We start from the raw sequence: 23,567 nt of genomic DNA on the forward strand, positions 1-23,567 counted from the left end.
CGCCCACCCGCTGCCAAGAGGAATCGGCCCGTGAACGACAACGAAGAACGCCCGGTCACCATCATCACCGGCCGGGTGTGGAAGAAAAAAGGCGGCAAACCGGAAGGCGTGCACGTCATGCTGGTCGCGCCCGACGACGATTCGGCGGTGCGCCGGGCACTCGAATCGCTTGCCGCCGAAGGGTACGCCGAGGCCGAGCTCGACCAGATCGGCGACATGGACGGTATCCCTGACGAAGAGCCGCATATTTCCGCCTTCCAGGGCGCGCTCGAAGGCGAAGTGTCGATCGTTACCTTCGACGTGCCGATCTGACCCCGAACCCGGTCCAGCTTTCGAATCGGTTACCGAGACGAATCGGCGACCGCGGCCTTACCAGCCGACAGAGGTGTGCACTGCCGCTCGAGGAAGGCTGAGCTTGGCTGCTCGGCTTCGGCTTGCCCGGGGCAAGTGTTCTGATAAGAAACCATCACCATCCTCAAACAGACGGAGCGGCCGTGTCCCAGCCCATCAAGATAGGCATCGTCGGCGTCGGCAAGATCGTCCGCGACCAGCACCTGCCGGCCCTGGCGAAAGACCAGGACTATCGCCTCATCGCGGCCGCCAGCCGTCACGGCAAGGTGGATGACATCGCGAATTTTCCTGACATCGAAGCCATGCTCGGTGCCGTGCCCGAACTCGAGGCCGTATCGCTTTGCATGCCGCCGCAGTTCCGCTACGACGCGGCGCGGACGGCGCTGATGGCCAAGAAGCATGTCTTCCTGGAGAAGCCGCCTGGCGCCACTGTCAGCGAGGTCGAGGACCTCAAGACATTGGCCGCGCAGAACGGCGTCTCGCTGTTCGCCAGCTGGCACTCGCGCTACGCGCCGGCGGTCGAGGCCGCGCGCGTATTTCTCGACACGGCCAAGATCAGGTCGGCCGCCATCAACTGGAAGGAAGATGTGCGCCGCTGGCATCCGAACCAGGAATGGATCTGGGCTCCCGGCGGTTTTGGCGTCTTCGATCCCGGCATCAACGCGCTGTCGATTGCCACCCATATCCTGCCGGCGATGTTCATCACCTCGGCAGTGCTCGACTTTCCCGAAAACCGCGCCTCCCCGGTTGCCGCGCGCGTCACCTTCCGCACCTCGAATGGGTTGCCGGTGACCATGGATCTCGACTGGCTGCAGACAGGCCCGCAAAGCTGGGACATCCTGGCCGACACCGACAAGGGCGCCATGGTGCTGTCGGGCGGCGGGTCGAAGCTCGCCATCGACGGCAAGGTCATTCACGAAGAGCCCGAAGCGGAATACCCGATGCTCTACAAGCGCTTTGCCGAAATCGTGCGCGCCGGCACCTCCGATGTCGATCTCGCGCCGCTCCAGCATGTCGCCGACGCCTTCATGCTCGGCAAGCGCAACGTGGTCGAGGCTTTTTTCGATTGATCTGTGCACGCGACGGGATCGTGGACGTGGCGTGAATGCACGCTGGTGCCAGGTCGACTCCCACTCCGTCTCGGCTACGCCGAGCCACCTCTCCCCCGATCGACGGGGTAGAGGAACGGCGCGCAACGCGGCTTCCTTCCCTCCGAAGGGGAAAGGTGGCACTGCGAAGCAGCGACGGATTGGGGGAAGCCGATCGTCAAACGGATAGCCCACGACAAGTAAGCACGACCGAGTTGGTCTGATATCAGCGTCATTCAGACAATCAGGTGTGATCTCACTCCACGATCGCAATGGCAAAGCCGTCATAGCCCTTGGCGCCAACGGTCTGGATGGCGGTGCCGTCCAGACGCTTCTCGCTGCCGATGAACGAGAATGCGGCGCGTGCCCCTTCTACATTGGGATCAAGGCCACCCTGATCGAGCACTGCGCCGTCGCGGATGACGTTGTCGCAGATGATCACGGTCCCCGATCTCGAAAGCCGCATCGCCCAGGACAGATAATTCGGATTGTTCGGCTTGTCGGCATCGATGAAGATGAAGTCGAATGGCCCGGCATTCTCGGCGCCAAGTGCTGCAAGCGACTGAAGCGCCGGACCGACCCGTAGTTCCACCCGCTCCGAGACGCCTGCCCGCTCGAAATTCGATCGCGCGATACCGGCATGGTGCGGATCGAGTTCGAGCGTCACGACCTTGCCGCCGGCAGGCAGTGCCCGCGCCATCCAGATGGTCGAATACCCGCCCAACGTGCCGATTTCGAGAACCTTTATCGCTCCCCGCATGCGCACAAGAAGGGAAAGCAGCTTGCCTTGCGCCGGCGAGACGTCGATCGCCGGCAGGCCGTGATCATGGTTGGCCGCCAGAACTGCATCAAGGACGGGGTCCGCCTCAAACAGGGAACCAACGATGTAATCGTCGACTGCCGCCCACTTCTTCTTGCTCATCGTTTTCTTCTCCGATCAGATGCGGAACCCAAAACGCGAAAAAGGGGCCGCTTGGGCCCCTTTTCCATCTCTCTTTCCTTCCGCGCTTACTGCGCGGCGGTTGTCATATCGGCCAGCATCGGCTCGGCGACTTCCACACCCGAGGCCTTGCGGCGCTCGTCGATGATCAGTTCGTCGCGCGCGGTGGCGATGCGCCGGATCTGGCTCATCGTGCCGCCGGTGCCGGCCGGGATCAGCCGGCCGACGATGACGTTTTCCTTCAAGCCCTGCAGCATGTCGGTCTTGCCGGCAACCGCGGCCTCCGTCAGCACTCGGGTCGTCTCCTGGAAAGAGGCGGCCGAGATGAAGGACGGCGTCTGCAGCGATGCCTTGGTGATGCCGAGCAGCACCGGCAGGCCTTCGGCCGGCTTCTTGCCGTCCTCGACCAGACGCTCGTTGACCTCTTCCAGTTCGATCACGTCGACGTGGTCGCCCGGGATGTAGGTCGAGTCGCCCTGCACCGTGATCTCGACCTTCTGCAGCATCTGGCGAACGATCACCTCGATGTGCTTGTCGTTGATCGACACGCCCTGCAGACGGTAGACTTCCTGGATTTCGTTGACGAGGTAGGAAGCAAGTGCCTCCACGCCCTTGATCGCCAGGATGTCGTGCGGCGCCGGATTGCCGTCGAGGATGTAATCGCCCTTCTCGATGACGTCGCCGTCCTGGAGATGGAACGGCTTGCCCTTCGGGATCAGGTATTCGACCGGCTCAAGCGTCGAGTCATGCGGCTCGATGATGATGCGACGCTTGTTCTTGTAGTCGCGGCCGAAGCGGATCGTGCCGTCGATCTCGGCGATGATGGCGTGATCCTTCGGACGACGTGCCTCGAACAGCTCGGCAACACGCGGCAGACCGCCGGTGATGTCCTTGGTCTTGGCGCTTTCCATCGGAATACGTGCCAGCACGTCGCCGGGGCGAACCTGCGAACCCGGCTCGACCGAAAGAATGGCCTCGACCGAGAGCAGGAAGCGGGCGTCGCCACCCTTCGACAGCTTGCCGACCTTGCCCTTGGCGTCCTGGATCGCAATCGCCGGCTTCAGGTCGTTGCCGCGTGGCGTCGAGCGCCAGTCGATGACCTCACGCTTGGTGATGCCGGTCGACTCGTCGGCCGTTTCCTGAACGGAAATGCCGTCGACCAGATCCTCGTACGACACCCTGCCCTCGATTTCGGTGAGGACCGGGCGGGTATAGGGATCCCACTCGGCGATACGCTGGCCGCGCTTCACCTTGTCACCATCGTCCACGAAGATGCGCGAACCATAGGTGAGACGGTGAGAGGCGCGCTCCTTGCCGGCTTCGTCGAGGATCAGCACCGCCATGTTGCGGCCCATGACCATCTGCTGGCCGTCGGAATTGCGCACCACGTTGCGGTTGCGGATCTCGACCTTGCCCTCATACGAGGCTTCAAGGAACGAGCTGTCCACCACCTGCGCGGTACCGCCCATGTGGAAGGTACGCATGGTGAGCTGCGTGCCCGGCTCGCCGATCGACTGCGCCGCGATGACGCCGACAGCTTCGCCCTGGTTGACCGGGGTGCCGCGGGCAAGATCGCGACCGTAGCAGACCGCGCAGACGCCAACCCTGACTTCGCAAGTCAGTGCCGAGCGGATGCGGACCGACTGGACGCCGGCCTTTTCGATCTGTTCCACGTCACGCTCGTCCATCAGCGTTCCGGCCTTGACCAGGATCTCGCCCGACACCGGATGCGTGATGTCGTCGAGCGACGTACGGCCCAGCACGCGCTGGCCGACCGAAGCGACGACCTGACCGGCATCGACGATCGGCTGCATGGTGAGGCCCTTGTCGGTGCCGCAGTCGACGGAGTTGACGATGCAATCCTGCGCCACGTCGACCAGACGACGGGTGAGGTAACCCGAGTTCGCCGTCTTCAAGGCGGTGTCGGCCAGACCCTTGCGGGCGCCGTGGGTCGAGTTGAAGTACTCGAGCACGGTCAGGCCTTCCTTGAAGTTCGAGATGATCGGCGTCTCGATGATTTCACCCGACGGCTTGGCCATAAGGCCGCGCATGCCGGCGAGCTGACGCATCTGGGTGGGCGAGCCACGCGCACCGGAGTGCGACATCATGTAGATCGAGTTCATCGGCTTCTGACGGCCATTGTCCTCGAACTCGACCGCCTTGATGCGGGCCATCATTTCGTCGGCGACCTTTTCCGAGCACTTGGCCCAGGCGTCGACGACCTTGTTGTACTTCTCGCCCTGCGTGATCAGACCGTCATTGTACTGCTGCTCGTATTCCTTGGCCAAAGCCTCGGTGTCGGAGACCAGCTTGATCTTGGCATCCGGGATCAGCATGTCGTCCTTGCCGAACGAAATGCCGGCGCGGCAGGCATGGCTGAAGCCGAGCGCCATGATGCGATCGCAGAAAATGACCGTCTCCTTCTGACCGCAGTGGCGGTAGACGGTGTCGATCATCTTGGAGATGTTCTTCTTGGTCATCTCCTGGTTGGCGGTCTCGTAAGGCACGTTGACGTTCTTCGGCAGAAGCTCGCCGATGATCATGCGGCCAGGCGTGGTGTCATGGATCTTCGACACGACCTTGCCTTCGGCGTCGACCGTGCGGAAACGACCCTTGATCTTGGAGTGCAGCGTCACGGCCTTGGTCTCGAGCGCGTGCTGGAGTTCGCCCATGTCGGCAAACACCATGCCTTCGCCCGGCTCGTTCTGGTTGACGATCGAGAGATAGTAGAGACCCAGAACCATGTCCTGCGACGGCACGATGATCGGTGCGCCGGAAGCCGGGTGCAAGATGTTGTTGGTCGACATCATCAGCACGCGGGCTTCAAGCTGCGCTTCCAGCGACAGCGGCACGTGAACGGCCATCTGGTCACCGTCGAAGTCGGCGTTGAAGGCCGTGCAGACCAGCGGATGCAGCTGGATCGCCTTGCCTTCGATCAGGATTGGCTCGAACGCCTGGATGCCGAGACGGTGCAGCGTCGGCGCACGGTTCAGCAGCACCGGATGCTCGCGGATGACCTCGTCGAGGATATCCCAGACTTCCGGACGCTCCTTCTCGACCAGCTTCTTCGCCTGCTTGACGGTCGAGGAGTAACCCTTGGCGTCGAGACGGGCGTAGATGAAGGGTTTGAACAGTTCGAGCGCCATCTTCTTGGGCAGGCCGCACTGGTGCAGCTTGAGTTCCGGACCGGTCACGATGACCGAGCGGCCGGAATAGTCGACGCGCTTGCCGAGCAGGTTCTGACGGAACCGGCCCTGCTTGCCCTTGAGCATGTCGGACAGCGACTTCAGCGGACGCTTGTTGGCGCCGGTGATGACACGGCCGCGACGGCCGTTGTCGAACAGCGCATCGACGGCTTCCTGCAGCATGCGCTTTTCATTGCGCACGATGATGCCGGGAGCGCGCAGCTCGATCAGCCGCTTCAGACGATTGTTGCGGTTGATGACGCGGCGATAGAGATCGTTCAAATCCGACGTGGCGAAGCGGCCGCCGTCCAGAGGAACCAGCGGACGCAAGTCCGGCGGGATCACCGGAACCACCTTCATGATCATCCATTCCGGACGGTTGCCGGATTCCATGAAGTTCTCGACGACCTTGAGCCGCTTCAGATACTTCTTCTGCTTCAGCTCGGAGGTGGTCGACGCCAGTTCCGAACGCAGGTCGCCGGCGATCTTCTCCAGGTCCATGCCGGCCAGGAGGTCATGAATGGCCTCGGCGCCGATCATGGCGGTGAACGAATCCTCGCCATACTCGTCGACGGCGATCATGTACTCTTCCTCGCTGAGCAGCTGGTGCTCCTTCAGCGCGGTGAGGCCAGGTTCGGTGACGATGTAGTTCTCGAAGTAGAGGACGCGCTCGATATCCTTCAGCGTCATGTCGAGCAGCGTGCCGATGCGCGACGGCAGCGACTTCAGGAACCAGATATGGGCGACCGGTGCCGCCAGCTCGATATGGCCCATGCGCTCGCGACGAACGCGCGACAGCGTGACTTCAACGCCGCACTTCTCGCAGATGACGCCCTTGTACTTCATGCGCTTGTACTTGCCGCACAGGCACTCATAGTCCTTGATCGGGCCAAAAATGCGCGCACAGAACAGACCGTCACGCTCCGGCTTGAAGGTGCGGTAGTTGATGGTCTCCGGCTTCTTGATCTCGCCGAAAGACCAGGACAGAATCTTCTCAGGGCTGGCAAGCGATATCCGGATGGAATCGAACACCTGCGCAGGCGCCTGCGGATTGAAGAGATTCATGACCTCTTGGTTCATGCCGTTCTCCTTTTCGGGGTCTCGAAGACCCCTTGCATCTAGTCGCGAGCCAAACGCCCGCCGTCTTTGTCGGCCACTGGCCGTCGAATTCGATTGGCGCGCCGCGGAAAGCCGTGGCGCGCCATTGCCTTACTCGGCCGCGTCGGGCAGCCGGACAGGGTTGTCGTCGAGCTTGGTGTTCTCCAGCTCGACATTGAGGCCGAGAGACCGCATTTCCTTGACGAGAACGTTGAAGCTCTCGGGGATGCCGGCCTCGAAGGTGTCGTCCCCACGGACGATCGCCTCGTAGACCTTGGTACGGCCGGCGACGTCGTCGGACTTCACCGTCAGCATTTCCTGCAGCGTGTAGGCGGCGCCGTATGCTTCCAGCGCCCAGACCTCCATTTCGCCGAAGCGCTGGCCACCGAACTGCGCCTTGCCGCCCAGCGGCTGCTGCGTGACGAGCGAGTACGGACCGATCGAACGCGCGTGGATCTTGTCGTCCACGAGATGGTGAAGCTTGAGCATGTAGATGTAGCCCATCGTCACCTTGCGGTCGAACGGCTCGCCGGTGCGTCCGTCATAGAGCTGCGACTGACCGCTGGTGTGCAGGCCCGCCTGCTCCAGCATGATGTTGATGTCAGCCTCATGCGCGCCGTCGAACACCGGGGTCGCGATCGAGACGCCGCGTCGCATCTGCTCGCTGAGGCGAACAATGCTCTCGTCGTCATAGTCACGAACCGGCTCGTTGCGGTCGTTGGCCGGAATGAAGCTCTCGAGCGTCTTGCGCAACGGCTTGATGTCGCCGGCTGCCTTGTACGTGTCGATCAGCTCGCCGATCTTCCTGCCCATGCCCGCGCATGCCCAGCCCAGATGCGTTTCCAGGATCTGGCCGACATTCATGCGGCTCGGCACACCCAGCGGGTTGAGCACGATATCGGCATGCGTGCCGTCCTCGAGGAAAGGCATGTCCTCGACCGGAACGATCCGCGACACGACACCCTTGTTGCCGTGACGGCCGGCCATCTTGTCGCCGGGCTGCATCTTGCGCTTCACGGCCACGAAGACCTTGACCATCTTCATGACGCCCGGAGGCATTTCGTCGCCGCGCTGGACCTTCTCGACCTTGTCCATGAAACGCTGTTCGAGCGCCTTCTTGGAATCGTCGTACTGGCCACGCAGCGCTTCCAGTTCGCTCTGGAGCTTTTCGTTCTCCACGGCAAACTGCCACCACTGCGAACGCGGATACTCGTCGAGCGTATCCTTGGACAGCGTCGAGCCCTTCTTGAAGCCCTTCGGTCCAGCGATCGCTTCCTTGCCGACGAGGACGTCGGAAAGACGCGCATAGACGTTACGGTCCAGAATGGCCTGCTCGTCGTCGCGGTCCTTGGCGAGGCGTTCGATCTCCTCGCGCTCGATCGCCATGGCGCGCTCGTCCTTCTCCACACCGTGGCGATTGAACACGCGCACCTCGACGACCGTGCCGAAAGTGCCCGGAGGCATGCGCATCGAGGTGTCGCGCACATCGGATGCCTTTTCGCCGAAGATGGCGCGCAGAAGCTTCTCTTCCGGCGTCATCGGGCTTTCGCCCTTCGGCGTGATCTTGCCGACCAGAATGTCGCCCGGCTGAACTTCCGCACCGATATAGACGATGCCGGCTTCGTCGAGGTTCTTCAGCGCTTCTTCCGAAACGTTCGGGATATCGCGCGTGATTTCCTCCGGCCCGAGCTTGGTATCGCGCGCCATGACCTCGAACTCCTCGATATGGATCGAGGTGAAGACGTCATCGGCGACGATGCGTTCGGACAGGAGGATCGAGTCCTCGTAGTTGTAGCCGTTCCACGGCATGAACGCGACCAGCACGTTGCGGCCGAGCGCCAGATCGCCGAGCTCGGTCGACGGACCGTCGGCGATGATGTCGCCCTTGTTGACCCGGTCGCCCATGCGAACCAGCGGACGCTGGTTGATGCAGGTGTTCTGGTTCGAACGCTGGAACTTCATCAGCCGGTAGATGTCGACGCCGGACTTGCCCGGATCGAGATCTTCGGTGGCGCGGATAACGATACGCGTCGCGTCCACCTGGTCGACGATGCCGCCGCGGCGGGCGCCGATGGCGGCGCCCGAGTCACGGGCGACGATCGGCTCCATGCCGGTGCCGACGAACGGCGCCTCGGCGCGCACCAGCGGCACGGCCTGACGCTGCATGTTCGAGCCCATCAGAGCGCGGTTGGCGTCGTCGTTTTCCAGGAACGGGATCAGGGCCGCGGCCACCGACACCATCTGCTTGGGCGACACGTCCATCAGATCGACGTTTTCGCGCGGCGCCATCATCACTTCGCCGGCACTGCGGCAAATGACGAATTCGTCGACGAAGCCTCCGTTCTTGTCGAGCTCGGCGTTGGCCTGCGCGACATGGTGCTTGGCCTCTTCCATCGCCGAGAGATAGACGACGTCATTGGTCAGCTTGCCGTCGACGATCTTGCGGTACGGGCTCTCGATGAAGCCGTACTTGTTGACGCGTGCGAAGGTGGCCAGCGAGTTGATCAGACCGATATTCGGGCCTTCCGGCGTCTCGATCGGGCAGATGCGGCCGTAATGCGTCGGGTGCACGTCGCGCACTTCGAAGCCGGCGCGCTCGCGGGTCAAACCGCCCGGTCCAAGTGCCGAAAGACGGCGCTTGTGGGTGATCTCCGACAGCGGGTTGGTCTGATCCATGAACTGCGACAGCTGCGAGGAACCGAAGAACTCGCGCACGGCGGCAGCCGCCGGCTTGGCATTGATCAGGTCCTGCGGCATGACCGTGTCGATCTCGATCGAGGACATACGCTCCTTGATCGCGCGCTCCATGCGCAGCAGGCCGACGCGGTACTGGTTTTCCATCAGCTCGCCGACCGAACGCACGCGGCGGTTGCCGAGATTGTCGATGTCGTCGATTTCGCCCTTGCCGTCACGCAGTTCGACCAGCGTCCTGACCACGGCCAGGATGTCGTCCTTGCGCAGCACACGCACGGTGTCCTCGGCCTTGAGTTCGAGGCGCATGTTCATCTTGACGCGGCCGACGGCCGACAGATCGTAGCGCTCACTATCGAAGAACAGCGAGTTGAACATGGCTTCGGCGGTTTCAAGCGTCGGCGGCTCGCCGGGGCGCATGACACGATAGATGTCGAACAACGCGTCCTGGCGGCTCTCGTTCTTGTCGACGTTGAGCGTGTTGCGGATATAGGCGCCGACATTGACGTGGTCGATGTCGAGAACCTTGATCTCCTCTTCGCCCGTGCCGAGCAGCACCTTCAGCGTCTTCTCGTCGATCTCGTCGCCGGCTTCGAGGAATATCTCGCCGGTGGCGTAGTTGACGATATCCTCGGCCAGATAGTTGCCGAGCAGGTCCTCGTCGGTCGCCTTGATCGCCTTCAGACCCTTTTCGCCAAGCGCCCTTGCCTGGCGTGCCGTGATCTTCTTGCCGGCTTCGACGACGACTTCGCCGGTGTCGGCATCGACCAGGTCGCCGACGGCCTTGAGGCCGCGGAAACGCTCGACGTTGAACGGAATGCGCCAGTGGTCGCCGGCGCGCTTGTAGGTGATCTTGTTGTAGAAGGTCGACAGGATCTCTTCGCCGTCCATGCCGAGCGCCATCAGCAGCGACGTCACCGGAATCTTGCGGCGGCGATCGATGCGGGCGTGCACCACGTCTTTGGAATCGAACTCGATGTCGAGCCACGAGCCACGATAGGGAATGACGCGCGCGGCAAACAGAAGCTTGCCCGACGAGTGCGACTTGCCCTTGTCATGGTCGAAGAAAACGCCCGGCGAACGGTGCATCTGCGAAACGATGACGCGCTCGGTGCCGTTGACGATGAAGGTGCCGTTCAAGGTCATGAGCGGCATGTCGCCCATGTAGACGTCCTGCTCCTTGATGTCCTTGATGGACTTGGCGCCGGTATCCTCGTCGATATCGAACACGATGAGGCGCAGCGTCACCTTGAGCGGCGCGGCATAGGTGAGATCGCGCTGACGGCATTCGTCAACGTCGAATTTCGGTCCTTCGAACTCATACTTCACGAACTCCAGCATCGAGGAGCCGGAAAAATCGGAGATCGGGAAGACCGACTTGAAAACGGCCTGCAGTCCCTCGTCCGGACGCCCACCCTTGGGCTCCGCCACCATCAGGAACTGGTCATAGGATGCCTTCTGAACCTCGATCAGGTTCGGCATCTCCGCAACTTCCGGAATCTTTCCGAAGAACTTGCGTACGCGTCTGCGGCCATTGAAAGTCTGGGTCTGGGCCATCGTCGCTCCTTAGCTCTAAACTCGGGACGAGCCTCGCCGCGGCTCGCCTTGCATGCTGGGCCACCTTGGCGGCAACCCTCTGTCTGTTTTCCCGGCGCCTGTCGGCGGCCGGCTAGAACGGGAGAAAACCCGTTTCCTGAAGGCCGGTTTGCGGCCCTCAGGAAAGAGGTTCTCGTAGATCTCGCGTTACGCGCTCTCCCTTCGGGCGAAGGGAGTGGCGGACGGCGCGAGGCCGCCCGCCGCTTTTACGCTTACTTCAGTTCGACCTTGGCGCCGGCTGCTTCCAGCTGGGCCTTGAACTTGTCAGCGTCGGCCTTGGAAACGGCTTCCTTGACCGGCTTCGGAGCCGCTTCGACCAGATCCTTGGCTTCCTTGAGGCCAAGACCGGTGATGGCGCGGACTTCCTTGATGACGTTGATCTTCTGAGCGCCTGCCTCGGTGAGGACGACGTCGAATTCCGTCTTCTCCTCGGCCGGAGCAGCAGCGGCCGCAGCGCCGCCAGCAGCGGCAACCGCCACCGGAGCAGCGGCGGAAACGCCCCACTTTTCTTCCAGAAGCTTCGACAGCTCGGCCGCCTCGAGGACGGTCAGCTTCGAAAGGTCGTCTACGATCTTTGCGAGATCAGCCATTGTTGTGTTCCTTCATAAGGTTCGAACGTGTGTTTGTGATAGCGAGGAACGGCCTCATGCCGCCTCGTCCTTCCGGGCGTAAGCGCCGATGACGCGCGCGACCGAAGCCGCTGGCGCATTGACGATCTGGGCGATCCGGGTTGCCGGCGTAGCGATCATGCCAACCAGCCTGGCGCGCAGCTCATCGAGCGACGGAAGTGTGGCGAGTGCCTTCACACCGTCGGCATTGAGCGAGGTGGTGCCCATTGCGCCGCCGAGAATGACGAGCTTGTCATTTCCCTTGGCGAAATCGGACGCGACCTTCGGCGCCGCAATCGGATCCTCCGAATAAGCAATCAGCGTCTGTCCCTTGAACAGCTCGATGATCGATGCGGAGTCCGTGCCCTGAAGAGCGATTTTGGCGAGACGGTTCTTCGCGACTTTGACGGTGCCACCGGCGGCGCGCATTTTCGACCGAAGGTCGTTCATTTGCGCGACGGTGATACCGGCGTAGTGGGCCACGACCACTGAACCTGCGTTCGAGAACGCACCGTTCAGGCCCGTGACGAGTTCGCGTTTTTCCGCTCTGTCCACTGCCTATCTCCAGTTGACCCCAATCCTGTTAACGGGAACATCCCATTGACGAGGACAGGCGTCGGGTTGCCTTTTGTCGGCCGGGCCATCCAGTAACGGATCTCCCGAACGACGCTCGAGGATCCTGCCCCCTTTCGCCACATCGACAGTCAAGCCGGCGATGCGCAGACAAAAGGCAAACACGGTTCGAACCTTTCATTGGAGCAATCGCCCCGTTGTCCGGTCTTCACCCGTCTCATGCAGGCCCAAATCGAATTAAGGCTTCTGGGCCGCCTGCAATCTCGGACAGGATGTCCGGAAGCCTCTCGGCTTCCGGCACCGGGCCGCCGACAAGTCGGAGGCCCGGAATTCACTTGCGGATCAGCCTTTTAGCGGCCGATCCAAATATTCGTATCAGGACGCTGTGAGCGTCGCGACGTCGAGCTTGAGGCCCGGGCCCATCGTCGAGGTGACCGACACCTTCTTGACGTAGTTGCCCTTGGCACCAGTCGGCTTTGCCTTGGTCACGGCATCGGCGAAGGCGCGGATGTTCTCTTCCAGGGCCTTGACGTCGAAGGAGACCTTGCCGACGCCGGCATGGACGATGCCAGCCTTCTCGACACGGAACTCGACGGCGCCACCCTTGGATGCCTTGACGGCGGCGGCTACGTCGGTGGTGACGGTGCCGACCTTCGGGTTCGGCATCATGCCGCGCGGGCCGAGCACTTTGCCCAGACGGCCGACCAGCGGCATCATGTCCGGCGTGGCGATGCAGCGATCGAAATCGATCGTGCCCTTCTGGACGATGTCGACCAGATCCTCGGCACCAACGATGTCGGCGCCGGCGGCGCGCGCTTCGTCGGCCTTGTCGCCACGAGCGAACACGGCGACACGCACCGAGCGACCGGTGCCGTTCGGCAGGTTGACCACGCCGCGGACCATCTGGTCGGCATGGCGCGGGTCGACGCCGAGGTTCATGGCGACTTCGATGGTCTCATCGAACTTCACCGAGGAACGGTCCTTGAGCAGCTTCAGCGCATCACCCAGGGCATAAGCCTTGTTGGGATCGATGCCTTCGCGGGTCTTCGATACGCGCTTTGCAATCTTTGCCATGATCTTAGCCCACCACTTCCAGACCCATCGAGCGGGCGGAGCCCTCGACCATGCGCATGGCCGCTTCGACGTCGTTTGCGTTCAGGTCTTTCATCTTCGCGGTGGCAATCTCGCGGACCTTGTCACGCGAAACCGTACCGGCCTTGACCTTGCCCGGCTCCTTGGAACCGGACGTCAGGTTCGCCGCCTTCTTCAGGAAGTAGCTCACCGGCGCCGTCTTCATGACGAAGGTGAAGGACTTGTCCTGATAGTAGGTGATGACGACCGGAACCGGCGATCCCTTTTCCATTTCCTGGGTCTGCGCGTTGAACGCCTTGCAGAATTCCATGATGTTGATGCCACGCTGACCAAGCGCCGGGCCGATCGGGGGAGACGGCGTAGCCGATCCCGCTTTCACCTGGAGCTTGAGCTGGCCTGCAATTTTCTTAGCCATCTCTTTTCCTGCCTTTGTCTATGCCGGTCATGCCGGCGGTTGCAGTCTGGTGGTGCGATCCATGCGGCCGGCTAAAGCCGCATTCGTCTCCCACCGTTCTCAGGCCGCGCCTCCGCGCCGCCTCCCCCGACCGCCAAACCGGCGCCAGGGATTTCGGATCAGCCCTTTTCGACCTGTCCGAATTCCAGATCGACCGGCACGGCGCGCCCGAAGATCGAAACTTCCACCTTGAGCCGCGCCCGCTCCTCGTCCACTTCCTGGACGAAACCGTTGAACGACGCGAAGGGACCATCCGAAACGCGGATCGCTTCGCCGATCTCGAACGTGACCGAGGGCTTGGGCCGCTCGACGCCTTCCTGCACCTGGTTCAGGATGCGCTGCGCTTCCGCCTCGGTGATCGGCACCGGCTTGGAGTCACCCAGGAAGCCGGTGACCTTCGGTGTGTTCTTGACCAGCGAGAACACGGCATCGGTCAAATTGGCCTTCAGCAGCACGTAGCCCGGAAAGAACTTGCGCTCGGCATCGACCTTGCGGCCGCGGCGAACTTCGACGACCTTCTCGGTCGGAACCACGATCTGGTGGATGTCGGCGGACAGGCCCTTCTGCTTGGCCTTGTTCTCGATATCCTCGGCGACCTTCTTTTCAAAGTTCGAATAGGCGTGGACGATGTACCAGCGCGCGGTCATTTCAAGACTTCTCCGTAATCGCCGGACTTAGCGTCCGATGCCCAGAATCTGTTCGACCGCGAGGCCCATGAGCTGATCAGCGGTGAAGAAAAAGATCATCGCGATCACTGCGAAGGCCAGAACCATCACCGTCGAGATCATCGTTTCGCGCCGCGACGGCCAAGTCACCTTGGCGGTCTCCGCGCGGACCTGCTGGAGAAAGACGAAAGGATTTGTGGTTTTCGAAGCCATATGCCGCTCTGTCTTCAAGACCCGTTGGCCGGGTCTCCTGGATGATCCCGCTGGCCGGGACGTACCGCCTGAGCGAATTTCGCGCCGAATCAGCGCAATCATTTCGCCCATGCAAATCAGACGCGTAAAGCCGGTTTCCCAGCTCCACGCGTCGCGTGTCTGTTTCGTCTACATAAAACCGATTCTTGATCCACGCAAGTGGCAAGTCTCCGCTTTATGACCAAACACCGCCTCGGAACCATCCAGTCGTTCCGTCCCGGCTATGGCGCTCTTATGCCCCAATCGGCCCTATATGGCAAGCGGGTCGCCGATTTTCAAAGGCCAGACCAGGAAAATATCGTTTTGAAACGCCATTTTGAGAAATGGCGAAACATGGCGTTGAGTGCCATTCCAAGAAATGGCACGGGCAGCAGGGCTCGAACCTACGACCTGCGGTTTTGGAGACCGCCGCTCTACCAACTGAGCTATGCCCGTATCGTGCGCATGTCGGCGCAGCAGGCGCTTCCTAAAAGCTTCCGCACGCTCTGTAAAGAGCGGTTTGCTAGCAAACGCGCCTTAACCCCGACAAGGCCCTCCGGGTCGATCTCGAGCTCCCGCCTGAAGTCGCCAACGCGCGATTGCGCGAGATGTCGCCCGCCCTCCTCGACGCGGAGCGTCCTCAAGCGGCACTCGCGGCAGGCCGCGGCCGGGCGAGTGCAAGCCAAAGCGCCCAGCCGCATACCAGAAGTTCGCATGCGAACGTCCAGTGCAACACAAAACTCAAGACCCAGTTGCTGTAGCTCGCAGGCACGGTGACGAGTTCGAATGCCTGTCGGTCGAACGGCATCAGCCACAAAATCGGCGACGCCAGCGTATCGAGGATCATGTGCAGCATGGCGGCGGCAAAGAAGGCGGCCGTGGCGGCCACATACGATCGAGCCCGCCAGTTGACGAGAATCAGCGACAACAACCCTGTGGCCGCCCAGAACAGCAGCCAATGCGTCATGTAGGCGTGATGGTGTGTGCGGCCGCCGTCGATGAAATGGAAATACAGCATGTCGATGTCGGGGATGGCGCTGCCGACCATGGCGGCGCCCAGAATGCCCGGGCTGCCAGGCCAGTGCCTGCGCATGAACGTGCCGAGAATATAGCCACTGGGAAGATGGGCGATCAGCATCTCGGGACCGTTCACGGTTGCAGGCCGGTGCAGCATTCCGCCCTATTGTGGCGCTATTCCGGATGCCTGCGCCTGATACGCTTCGTGCCGATCATGGTTTCGTACCCGGTACTCGATAAGGGCCGCCCGGCACACCCCAGCCCCAGGCCGGCATCGGTTCCGTCTCGGGATCGCATGTCTCGCCGAGATTGGAGTTCATCTTGGCCAGACGCGATCCCCATTCGACATAGCCCATGAAGGCCGAACGGAATTCCGGATCGTCAGGCAGGCCGACCGCGTCGGCTGCATCGGCCAGGAGGCTGATCCAGCGGCGGCGCTGCTCCTCGCTCAGATGCTTGCCCAGATGGTGCATGACCATCTCGCGGTGGCCGCCGAACTGCTCGCTGTAGGTCTTCGGTCCGCCGAAAACCTCGCCGATGAAGGCCGCGACATGGGCGGGGTGATCCGGCGACATGGTCTTGAACACCGGCCCGACGATCGGGTCCTGCGCCACCTTGTCGTAGAAAGTCTGGGTCAGCCGGTTCAAGGCCTCGCTGCCGCCGGCCCATTCGTAGAGTGTCGGGATATCCTGGCTCATTCTCGATCCTCCGCCCGCCTGGCGCCGCCAGCAGCGACGATAGCGGAAGAATCGGAAGTGTCTCAACCTGCCTCGATGGCCAGTTCGTGACTTCGCCGCGGTCTACAATTTGGCCGGCGCGTCAGCCTCGGCATTGGCGGAAGGCCGGATCCGGCAATTCTCGGGTCGTGGCACCGCCTCGCAAATGGTGGCACCGGTCAGCGCGTCGACCGATTGCAGGCTCGTCGTCAGTCCGACCTTCAGCATCATGCCGGGTTCCAGCCGGCGCTCGACCGAGCGCCGCTCGATCGCCGCGAACAGGGCGGGACCGATCGCCATCTCCTCGAGATAGGCCTTGATCATCTGCTTTTGCCCCATCAGGTAGAGGCTAAGTCGCGCCTGGGGACCGACAAGCCGCTTGATGCCGCCGGCAAGCATCAGCGCGCAGGCCGAATCGCACTCCACGCCCGCATCGATGCTCAGCCCGGCATAGGCGCCCTCTTTGGCCAGGCAATTCCACGCTCCTGGGTCACAGCCGACGAAATCGGTGCGGCCAACCGCGACGTCGAGCTTCTTTTCATGGATCAGCCGTCCCGCCGCCAGGGCGCTGAACAGGTCGCCTCCCCTCGAGCTGATCACGACAGGCAATTGCCGTTTGCCGAGCGTGGCGAGCAATTGGCGCAGCTTCTGCGGGGTCTGAGGGGTAATCGCGCCTTCCGCCGAGATCCATTCCGGGCAGTCTGGATTGCAGAGCGGATTGGTGCCGCGAACGACAACGAAGCGCATGTCTTCATCGCGCCGCGCCGGCTCGGGTTCGATAGCCAGCGGAGTGGGCTTGGCCGCGGTCGCCGTCGGGCCATCAGGCTTGTCCCCCGGCATTTCCCGGCAATTCGTGGCCAGGCGGCCGGGCTCGCACAGGCTCGCCGCGGTCAACAGGCCTACAGCGTCCGTACTGGTGACCAGCTTCATCGCCAGCATGTCGTCGAGGGCGATCTGGTGGATTTCGCTGGCCGGGGTGCCCTTCATCGTTTCGAGCATGCTTTGTTCGATGCCCATCTGGTCCAAGTAGGCCGCCAGCTTTTTTTCCACCGACTTGCTCATCTCGTAGGTCTTGTAGCTGCCGGCGTTCTTGCGGCTGACGATCTTTGTGTTGAGGATCTTCTTCTTGCCGCCCACGACGCGATAGGTGGTCCGGTATTGCAATTTCGTGCGGATGTAGGTCGTGGTGATCTGATGGACGCCGAGGTAGGCCCATTCGCCGGCCACCCGCCTGATACCGCCGGCAAACATCAGAGGACAGGCGGAATTGCACATGGCGCCATAGTCGATGACATCGCCGAAGTAGCGGGCGTCACGGTCCTGGCACCCCTTCGCACCGGGCTGGCAGCTGGAAAACACCGTCTTGCCGATAGCGATATCGAGCTTGTTCTTGCGGATCAGCCGGCCAAGCGTCAGCGCCGCCTCGACATTGCCGCCGGGAGAATCCACGACAACAGGCAGTTTCCGCCCGCCAATCGTCTTCAGCATGCGTTTGAAGAGTGCCGGCGTGCCGGCTTCTATCGAGCCCTCGGCCGATATCCATTCCGGGCAGATCGGCTCGCACCCCGGTGCGTTGCTGCGGACAATGCCGAACCGCATCGTCGGCCCAAGATCCGGCGCCGCATCCGCCGCAAAGGCTACCGGGCCCGCGGCAAGCAATGCCAGCAGGCAGATTAATGCCAGCGACCACAATGCCCGACAACGGCGCCCTGAAACCATTCTGCAAAAAGCCCCTTGATGCAACCTATACTAGACGAGGTCCAAAGGCTTGCAACAGGGTCCGAGCGACAAGATGGCACCGGTCTCTGGGGCAAAAGAAAAGGGCGGTCCCGAGGACCGCCCTTTCTGTTTCGAACCTGACCGGCACAGCCCGGTGCAGCTATTCCTTGATGGTGACGACGATGCCGGCACCGACGGTGCGGCCGCCTTCACGGATAGCGAAGCGCAGCTTCTCTTCCATGGCGATCGGCACGATCAGCTCGACATCGACCGTGATGTTGTCGCCCGGCATCACCATCTCGGTGCCTTCCGGCAGCGACACGATGCCGGTCACGTCGGTCGTGCGGAAGTAGAACTGCGGACGGTAGTTGGTGAAGAACGGCGTGTGACGGCCACCTTCGTCCTTGGTCAGGATGTAGGCTTCGGCCACGAACTTCTTGTGCGGCTTCACCGTGCCCGGCTTGGCCAGAACCTGGCCGCGCTCGACACCTTCACGATCAACGCCGCGCAGCAGCGCGCCGATGTTGTCGCCAGCCTGGCCCTGATCGAGCAGCTTGCGGAACATCTCGACGCCCGTGCAGGTCGTCTTGGTCGTCGGACGGATGCCGATGATTTCCAGCTCTTCGCCGACCTTGACCACGCCGCGCTCGACGCGGCCGGTCACGACCGTGCCGCGGCCCGAGATCGAGAACACGTCTTCGATCGGCATCAGGAACGGCTTGTCGAGCGGACGAACCGGCGTCGGGATGTAGGCATCGACCGCAGCCATCAGCTCGCGGATCGCGTCCTCACCGATCTTCTTGTCGCTATCTTCCAAAGCAGCCAGAGCCGAACCCTTGACGATCGGAATGTCGTCGCCGGGGAACTCGTTCTTGGTCAGAAGCTCGCGAACCTCGAGCTCGACCAGTTCGAGCAGCTCGGCGTCGTCGACCTGGTCGACCTTGTTCAGGAACACCACGATCGACGGCACGCCGACCTGACGGGCAAGCAGGATGTGCTCGCGGGTCTGCGGCATCGGGCCGTCGGCAGCCGACACGACCAGGATCGCGCCGTCCATCTGCGCGGCACCGGTGATCATGTTCTTCACATAGTCGGCGTGGCCGGGGCAGTCGACGTGAGCGTAGTGGCGGTTGGCCGTCTCGTATTCGACGTGCGCCGTCGAGATCGTGATGCCGCGCGCCTTCTCCTCAGGGGCAGCGTCGATCTGGTCGTAGCGCTTGTATTCGCCAAAATACTTGGTGATCGCCGCCGTCAGCGACGTCTTGCCATGGTCGACGTGGCCAATCGTGCCGATGTTCACGTGAGGCTTGTTACGCTCGAATTTACCTTTTGCCATTGTCTCTTTCCTTGGACGGCCCGGATCTTCAGTTCGGTCGAAGACCTTCAGTTCAGTCGAATGCGGGGCGATTAGCGACAAAGGCCAAAAAACACAAGCGTCTTTTGGCCGGGTGCCGTCTCACTCAGTCCGAACTATCGATCCGATTGCGGGGATATGACGATGATATAGGAAGGCCCTGGGCAAAATGAAGGGGTAGCGGGCCGACCGATCGAGGCCGCGAAAGCGCTGGCTTGCTTGCCCGCCCCTGTCTGAATCATGGCCAGGCCATGGACCATTGCCGCCGCCACCCGCCTCTGATCTTGTGGCCGGATGCATTTCATTCCTGCCTCCATCCGCGGCCCGCTGTTCATGATCGTCTCGACGGGGTCGTATCTCGTCAACGACACGATGATGAAGCTCGCGACGGCTGGCCTGCCGTCCTATGAAGTGCTGTTTCTGCGGGGTGCCGCGGCAGCTCTCTGGGGCTTCCCGCTGTTGTTCGCGCTGGGCTACGGCAAGCAGATCCCGCTGATCTTCGACAAGCGCGTACTGAGCCGGAACGTGCTCGAGCTGGCGGCGATCCTTTGCTATGTGGTCGCGCTCGCCAACATGCAGATCGCCGATTCCACCGCGCTCGGCCAGATCACGCCGCTCTTGATGCTGGTCGGCTCCTCGATCCTGTTTGGCGAGCGGATCGGCGGCCGGCGCATGGCGCTGATCGGGCTCGGCTTCATCGGCGCGCTGATGGTGGCGCAGCCGAGCATGCAAGGCATTTCGGTCTACGCCTTGCTGGCGCTCGGCAATGCCACATTTGCGGCGGCGCGCGACCTTGCCGGCCGGCGGGTCGCGGCCGAGGTGCCGGGGATGATCGTGGCGATTTCCGCCGTCGTGGTGGTGCTGATCGGCGCCGGCGCCGCGCATCTGGTTTCAGAGCGCTGGATCATGCCCGGGACGCATCACCTGTTGCTGATGGCAGGTGCTGGATTTTTCCTGATCTTCGGCCATTTCTTCATCTTCATGGCCTATCGCATCGGACCGACCAGCGCCGTGGCGCCGTTCTACTATTGCTTCACCGTCTGGGCGGTCATTTCGGGCCTGCTGGTGTTCGGGCAATTCCCCAACACACTGGCGATCTGTGGCATCCTGCTGGTCGTCGGCAGCGGGCTGACCATCGTATCGCTGGATCAGCGTCAGCGCCGGCTCGCCGTCGTCGCCTAATGCATGTCGCCCAAAAGTGGCCCCGGTTTTGGGAGAACGACATGCATAAAACAGACCTGGAGCCTCCGCATCCGAGCAGGCGCGCATGACCAGTTGCCGCGCCGAAAGATCGTCTAATCGGCGTCACCGCCGATGCAGTGTTGATGCCATAGACGAGCCGCTGCACGTACAGGCCTGAAGCCGGTATTGCCTCGGAAACTCGAAACCTCAGACGATCCGCAGGCGCCTAAAGCGTCCGCCTTGCGCTGAACTGATGGTAGGCCCACAGGACGACCACCGCTCCGATGACGGCAACGATCAGGCTGTAGATGTTGAGGCCGGTGACGCCTGACGCGCCGAAGGCACTGAAGATCAGACCGCCGACAATGGCGCCGACGATGCCCAGCACGATATCCATTAAGAGACCCTGGCCGGTCTTGTTGACGATCTTGCTGCCTATGAAACCGGCGACCACGCCGAGAATGATCCAGCTGATGATACCCATTTTTTCCTCTCCATCCCCTCGCCAGCCGAACATTTTCATAGGATTGTCAAAACCTCAAGCCAGCTTGAAATTCCGCCCGAATGCTTCATTGTTGAGGAGGGGTCGGGCCTTGGTCGCTATGGAGGATCCACTATGGGACTTTTTGACAATGCCATTCCCGGCGGCAACATCACCAAACCCCTGATGATCGCGCTCGGCGCATTGCTGGTCGGCAAGATGCTGAGCGGCAGAAGTGCCGAAGAGCCAGAACAGTCTCCCGCGCCCGCTCCGGCCGCCCCCGTGCCGACGGAAACCACAACCGCCGACGGTGGCCTGCTCGGCGGCCTGGGCGGACTGCTCGACAAGCTCCGGGATGCCGGCCACGGCAACACCGCGGACTCCTGGGTCGGCACCGGCCAGAACCAGTCGATCAACGCCAACGATCTTGGCGCCGCGATCGGACCGCAGATCATTCGCGAGATCGCGCAACGGACCGGACTGGACGAGCAGGAACTGCTCAAGCAACTGTCCACCGCCTTGCCCGGCATCGTCGACAAGCTGACGCCGAACGGCCAGGTGCCGCAGCAGCACCAGGTCGCATCCGCGTTCAACAGCTAGCGGGACCCGCACCCGCCCCTTTGGAACGCTGCGCGGCTTGCCGCGCAGCGTTTGGTCTGTTTGTTTGCGCCTCATGTCCGGACGCACGACAATGCGGCCGCACTCGATTGCAAGCTCGTGTGCGGCCGGTCACTGGATGGCCGCCCAGCCCGTGACGATGACGAGGACAAGCGTGACGATGGCTCCTGAAACGTAGAGGATCGTCCTGATACTGCCTCCCTTGGCAGCGTTGCCGCCGCGAACGTAAACTCCCAGGTGAACCAGCCGGATCACCAGATGCAGCCAAACGATCACTGCCAGTATGATGGGGGCGACGCCAACCATCATCGCCAGCAAAGCCGGGACGACGAAAGGCGCCAGCGCCTCGACCGAATTCATGTGCACGCGGTCGATCCTGTAGAGCAAATTGTCGTCATCTGCAGGGAGTACTGGGCCTGAAAGCACCCCGACACGGCCCTTGGACGAGCCCGAGTAGATCGCAAGCACGACCGACAAAAGGCAAAGCGCGAGCACTCCAACGATACTGAGCCAGTAGGCTTCCATTCTTCCCTCCGTTTCTTCGGATGACTGGATTGGGAACCGATTCGATCTTTGTGGCTGTCACACGGCCGTCACGTCGCCTGGCGAGAGCAAAGGTCGTGGAACCGGCGCAGGTAAAGTGGCCAGCCTTGATCGCTACCAACGCCATTGCGCACACCTTCCCAGCCTTCGCCATGCCGCTCGAAGTTCCGGTGCACGATCTCCACCCGCGTCCGGCTGTCCGTCTCCGCCGTGAAGCTGACTTCCCACTCGCTGGTCTTGTCCGGGTCGGTTTCAACCTGCCATTGAGGGTTGATGTCCCAACTCAGAAGCACCCGGTTGGGCGGCTCGTAGGCCAACACCCGGGCCCAGTGGCACTCGCTGCCGTCGACGCCTCGGTCATAGATGTGACCGCCCACTCGAGGCTCGAAAACCGTGTCGGCAATCGGCACTGCGAGTATGTTGTGCTCTCGAGGTTTGAAACTGCCGAAGTCCTCGGTGAAGATCTTGAAGGCCTTGGCGATCGGCGCCTCGACGACGATGGCGTGCCTCACAGGCGGGGGTGCTTGATGCGTGCTCATTCCTCTTCCTTCGACGATTGTTCGACGGCCACCTTGTAGGCCGCCAGGGTCTTGCCCCAGAACCGGTCGAGTTCGGCGCGCAGACTTGCCAGGCCTTCCGGATCGACCCGGTAGATGCGTTGCTTGCCCAAGCGCGTATTGGCCACAAGGCCGGCATCCCTAAGTACCTTCAGGTGCTGCGAGACCGCCGGCCGGGTGACAGGAAGGACACGCGCCAGTTCCCCGACCGAACAGGGGTGTTCGACCAGCAATTCAAAGATCGTGCGCCTGGTCGGATCGCCGAGCGCTGTCCAGCTGTTCACGTTAGTCTGCACTAACGCGAATCTATGCAAATGAACTTTTTCTGTCAACTCGTCGCGAGGCGCTGCCAGACCCGGAAGCTCTTCCGCTTCGCTGTCACTTAATGACGACAAGCGAAGCGACACGGCTGTGAGACCGATGGCCCGGCAAAAAGGTTAAGGGACGTTTCGAAAAACGGATGGCTGGCTGGAGCGGGTAGCGGGAATCGAACCCGCATATTCAGCTTGGAAGGCTGCTGCTCTACCACTGAGCTATACCCGCGCCGTTCCTGAAGTACCGGATTCATCCAAAAAGCGCCATGCACTTTTCGGTCCGATTCTTGTCGCGTTTCAGGGCTTCCGGGCCGGCAGTGGTGGAGAGGGTTGGATTCGAACCAACGTAAGCTAAGCTAACGGATTTACAGTCCGTCCCCTTTAACCACTCGGGCACCTCTCCAGTCTGCCGCCGGAGCCATGCAACGAGGCATTCACGCCGATCCGGACCCGAGTTATATGTTCTCCGAAACCAGCGCAGCGCCTTATGGCGG

At 62.0% G+C, this 23,567-nt stretch carries 21 protein-coding genes and 3 tRNA genes; 4 read left to right on the forward strand and 20 right to left on the reverse strand.

The window, feature by feature from the left end:
- The first annotated feature begins 30 nt into the window (after positions 1 to 30).
- Together LB558_RS15725 and LB558_RS15730 are read left to right on the forward strand one after the other, a co-directional pair.
- A complete protein-coding gene (locus LB558_RS15725; RefSeq protein WP_013531420.1) occupies positions 31 to 312 on the forward strand; it encodes a transcriptional regulator in 282 nt (93 codons plus the stop codon).
- A gap of 182 nt (positions 313 to 494) precedes the next feature.
- On the forward strand, positions 495 to 1,421 hold the full coding sequence (locus LB558_RS15730) for a Gfo/Idh/MocA family protein (protein ID WP_224698392.1): 927 nt from the start codon (positions 495 to 497) through the stop codon (positions 1,419 to 1,421).
- Between the two features lie 274 nt (positions 1,422 to 1,695).
- Here LB558_RS15730 and LB558_RS15735 read toward each other — a convergent pair whose 3' ends face one another.
- From LB558_RS15735 to tuf, 14 genes are all read right to left on the reverse strand, one after another.
- Positions 1,696 to 2,361 (reverse strand): O-methyltransferase, encoded by a 666-nt coding sequence (locus LB558_RS15735; RefSeq protein ID WP_224698393.1) that lies wholly within the window; start codon positions 2,359 to 2,361, stop codon positions 1,696 to 1,698.
- Between the two features lie 86 nt (positions 2,362 to 2,447).
- Positions 2,448 to 6,644 (reverse strand): DNA-directed RNA polymerase subunit beta', encoded by a 4,197-nt coding sequence (gene rpoC / locus LB558_RS15740; protein ID WP_224698394.1) that lies wholly within the window; start codon positions 6,642 to 6,644, stop codon positions 2,448 to 2,450.
- A gap of 129 nt (positions 6,645 to 6,773) precedes the next feature.
- The gene (gene rpoB / locus LB558_RS15745) at positions 6,774 to 10,910 is read right to left on the reverse strand and encodes a DNA-directed RNA polymerase subunit beta (RefSeq protein WP_127260184.1); all 4,137 of its coding nucleotides are present in this window, start codon (positions 10,908 to 10,910) and stop codon (positions 6,774 to 6,776) included.
- Positions 10,911 to 11,161: 251 nt separating this feature from the next.
- On the reverse strand, positions 11,162 to 11,539 hold the full coding sequence (rplL, locus tag LB558_RS15750) for a 50S ribosomal protein L7/L12 (RefSeq protein WP_126069215.1): 378 nt from the start codon (positions 11,537 to 11,539) through the stop codon (positions 11,162 to 11,164).
- Between the two features lie 54 nt (positions 11,540 to 11,593).
- Complete coding sequence (rplJ, locus tag LB558_RS15755; protein WP_013531412.1) at positions 11,594 to 12,112, reverse strand: 50S ribosomal protein L10; 519 nt, start codon at positions 12,110 to 12,112, stop codon at positions 11,594 to 11,596.
- Between the two features lie 393 nt (positions 12,113 to 12,505).
- Positions 12,506 to 13,204: a 50S ribosomal protein L1 gene (gene rplA, locus LB558_RS15760; RefSeq protein ID WP_127260185.1), complete on the reverse strand. Its 699-nt coding sequence runs from the start codon at positions 13,202 to 13,204 to the stop codon at positions 12,506 to 12,508.
- Between the two features lie 4 nt (positions 13,205 to 13,208).
- Entirely contained in the window at positions 13,209 to 13,637 is a 429-nt protein-coding gene (gene rplK / locus LB558_RS15765; protein ID WP_013531410.1) for a 50S ribosomal protein L11, read from the reverse strand.
- Between the two features lie 158 nt (positions 13,638 to 13,795).
- Complete coding sequence (gene nusG, locus LB558_RS15770) at positions 13,796 to 14,323, reverse strand: transcription termination/antitermination protein NusG (protein ID WP_013531409.1); 528 nt, start codon at positions 14,321 to 14,323, stop codon at positions 13,796 to 13,798.
- A 27-nt stretch (positions 14,324 to 14,350) separates the two neighbouring features.
- Positions 14,351 to 14,554: a preprotein translocase subunit SecE gene (gene secE / locus LB558_RS15775; RefSeq protein WP_013531408.1), complete on the reverse strand. Its 204-nt coding sequence runs from the start codon at positions 14,552 to 14,554 to the stop codon at positions 14,351 to 14,353.
- Between the two features lie 398 nt (positions 14,555 to 14,952).
- Positions 14,953 to 15,028: transfer RNA gene (locus tag LB558_RS15780), tRNA-Trp, on the reverse strand.
- A 184-nt stretch (positions 15,029 to 15,212) separates the two neighbouring features.
- Positions 15,213 to 15,710, reverse strand: coding sequence for a metal-dependent hydrolase (locus LB558_RS15785; RefSeq protein WP_224698395.1), 498 nt, complete (start codon positions 15,708 to 15,710; stop codon positions 15,213 to 15,215).
- A 91-nt stretch (positions 15,711 to 15,801) separates the two neighbouring features.
- Positions 15,802 to 16,287: a group II truncated hemoglobin gene (locus tag LB558_RS15790; protein WP_224698396.1), complete on the reverse strand. Its 486-nt coding sequence runs from the start codon at positions 16,285 to 16,287 to the stop codon at positions 15,802 to 15,804.
- Positions 16,288 to 16,389: 102 nt separating this feature from the next.
- Complete coding sequence (locus LB558_RS15795; protein WP_224698397.1) at positions 16,390 to 18,024, reverse strand: hypothetical protein; 1,635 nt, start codon at positions 18,022 to 18,024, stop codon at positions 16,390 to 16,392.
- A 160-nt stretch (positions 18,025 to 18,184) separates the two neighbouring features.
- Positions 18,185 to 19,360, reverse strand: coding sequence for an elongation factor Tu (gene tuf / locus LB558_RS15800; RefSeq protein WP_013531404.1), 1,176 nt, complete (start codon positions 19,358 to 19,360; stop codon positions 18,185 to 18,187).
- Positions 19,361 to 19,672: 312 nt separating this feature from the next.
- On the opposite strand from tuf, the gene LB558_RS15805 reads away from it, so the two are divergent.
- On the forward strand, positions 19,673 to 20,560 hold the full coding sequence (locus tag LB558_RS15805; protein ID WP_224698398.1) for a DMT family transporter: 888 nt from the start codon (positions 19,673 to 19,675) through the stop codon (positions 20,558 to 20,560).
- Between the two features lie 226 nt (positions 20,561 to 20,786).
- On the opposite strand, the gene LB558_RS15810 is transcribed toward LB558_RS15805, so the two are convergent.
- Positions 20,787 to 21,044, reverse strand: coding sequence for a GlsB/YeaQ/YmgE family stress response membrane protein (locus tag LB558_RS15810; RefSeq protein ID WP_224698399.1), 258 nt, complete (start codon positions 21,042 to 21,044; stop codon positions 20,787 to 20,789).
- Between the two features lie 132 nt (positions 21,045 to 21,176).
- Here LB558_RS15810 and LB558_RS15815 point away from each other — a divergent pair, with 132 nt between their 5' ends.
- Positions 21,177 to 21,641: a YidB family protein gene (locus LB558_RS15815; protein WP_224698400.1), complete on the forward strand. Its 465-nt coding sequence runs from the start codon at positions 21,177 to 21,179 to the stop codon at positions 21,639 to 21,641.
- Between the two features lie 129 nt (positions 21,642 to 21,770).
- On the opposite strand, the gene LB558_RS15820 is transcribed toward LB558_RS15815, so the two are convergent.
- The 5 genes from LB558_RS15820 to LB558_RS15840 form a co-directional block, all read right to left on the reverse strand.
- On the reverse strand, positions 21,771 to 22,184 hold the full coding sequence (locus LB558_RS15820) for an MAPEG family protein (RefSeq protein ID WP_224698401.1): 414 nt from the start codon (positions 22,182 to 22,184) through the stop codon (positions 21,771 to 21,773).
- 68 nt (positions 22,185 to 22,252) lie between these two features.
- Positions 22,253 to 22,741, reverse strand: a complete 489-nt coding sequence (locus LB558_RS15825; protein WP_224698402.1) for an SRPBCC family protein — start codon at positions 22,739 to 22,741, stop codon at positions 22,253 to 22,255.
- Positions 22,738 to 23,043 (reverse strand): ArsR/SmtB family transcription factor, encoded by a 306-nt coding sequence (locus LB558_RS15830; RefSeq protein ID WP_224698403.1) that lies wholly within the window; start codon positions 23,041 to 23,043, stop codon positions 22,738 to 22,740. The genes LB558_RS15825 and LB558_RS15830 overlap by 4 nt, the downstream gene beginning before the upstream one ends.
- Positions 23,044 to 23,228: 185 nt before the next feature.
- Positions 23,229 to 23,302 (reverse strand) — tRNA-Gly (locus tag LB558_RS15835).
- A gap of 89 nt (positions 23,303 to 23,391) precedes the next feature.
- A tRNA-Tyr gene (locus LB558_RS15840) sits at positions 23,392 to 23,476 on the reverse strand.
- Positions 23,477 to 23,567 lie beyond the last annotated feature (91 nt).

It is taken from the genome of Mesorhizobium sp. CO1-1-8 (genome assembly GCF_020164875.1).
Lineage (GTDB): Bacteria > Pseudomonadota > Alphaproteobacteria > Rhizobiales > Rhizobiaceae > Mesorhizobium.

What these genes read in the sequence shown, in the direction of transcription:
- LB558_RS15790 (WP_224698396.1), bottom strand. Translation starts at nt 16,287, where the DNA reads ATGAGCCAGGATATCCCGACACTCTACGAATGGGCCGGCGGCAGCGAG.
- LB558_RS15825 (WP_224698402.1), bottom strand. Translation starts at nt 22,741, where the DNA reads ATGAGCACGCATCAAGCACCCCCGCCTGTGAGGCACGCCATCGTCGTC.
- LB558_RS15785 (WP_224698395.1), bottom strand. Translation starts at nt 15,710, where the DNA reads ATGCTGATCGCCCATCTTCCCAGTGGCTATATTCTCGGCACGTTCATG.
- rpoB (WP_127260184.1), bottom strand. Translation starts at nt 10,910, where the DNA reads ATGGCCCAGACCCAGACTTTCAATGGCCGCAGACGCGTACGCAAGTTC.
- LB558_RS15810 (WP_224698399.1), bottom strand. Translation starts at nt 21,044, where the DNA reads ATGGGTATCATCAGCTGGATCATTCTCGGCGTGGTCGCCGGTTTCATA.
- nusG (WP_013531409.1), bottom strand. Translation starts at nt 14,323, where the DNA reads ATGACCGCGCGCTGGTACATCGTCCACGCCTATTCGAACTTTGAAAAG.
- rplA (WP_127260185.1), bottom strand. Translation starts at nt 13,204, where the DNA reads ATGGCAAAGATTGCAAAGCGCGTATCGAAGACCCGCGAAGGCATCGAT.
- secE (WP_013531408.1), bottom strand. Translation starts at nt 14,554, where the DNA reads ATGGCTTCGAAAACCACAAATCCTTTCGTCTTTCTCCAGCAGGTCCGC.
- rpoC (WP_224698394.1), bottom strand. Translation starts at nt 6,644, where the DNA reads ATGAACCAAGAGGTCATGAATCTCTTCAATCCGCAGGCGCCTGCGCAG.
- LB558_RS15795 (WP_224698397.1), bottom strand. Translation starts at nt 18,024, where the DNA reads ATGGTTTCAGGGCGCCGTTGTCGGGCATTGTGGTCGCTGGCATTAATC.
- tuf (WP_013531404.1), bottom strand. Translation starts at nt 19,360, where the DNA reads ATGGCAAAAGGTAAATTCGAGCGTAACAAGCCTCACGTGAACATCGGC.
- rplL (WP_126069215.1), bottom strand. Translation starts at nt 11,539, where the DNA reads ATGGCTGATCTCGCAAAGATCGTAGACGACCTTTCGAAGCTGACCGTC.
- rplK (WP_013531410.1), bottom strand. Translation starts at nt 13,637, where the DNA reads ATGGCTAAGAAAATTGCAGGCCAGCTCAAGCTCCAGGTGAAAGCGGGA.
- LB558_RS15815 (WP_224698400.1), top strand. Translation starts at nt 21,177, where the DNA reads ATGGGACTTTTTGACAATGCCATTCCCGGCGGCAACATCACCAAACCC.
- LB558_RS15805 (WP_224698398.1), top strand. Translation starts at nt 19,673, where the DNA reads ATGCATTTCATTCCTGCCTCCATCCGCGGCCCGCTGTTCATGATCGTC.
- LB558_RS15735 (WP_224698393.1), bottom strand. Translation starts at nt 2,361, where the DNA reads ATGAGCAAGAAGAAGTGGGCGGCAGTCGACGATTACATCGTTGGTTCC.
- LB558_RS15820 (WP_224698401.1), bottom strand. Translation starts at nt 22,184, where the DNA reads ATGGAAGCCTACTGGCTCAGTATCGTTGGAGTGCTCGCGCTTTGCCTT.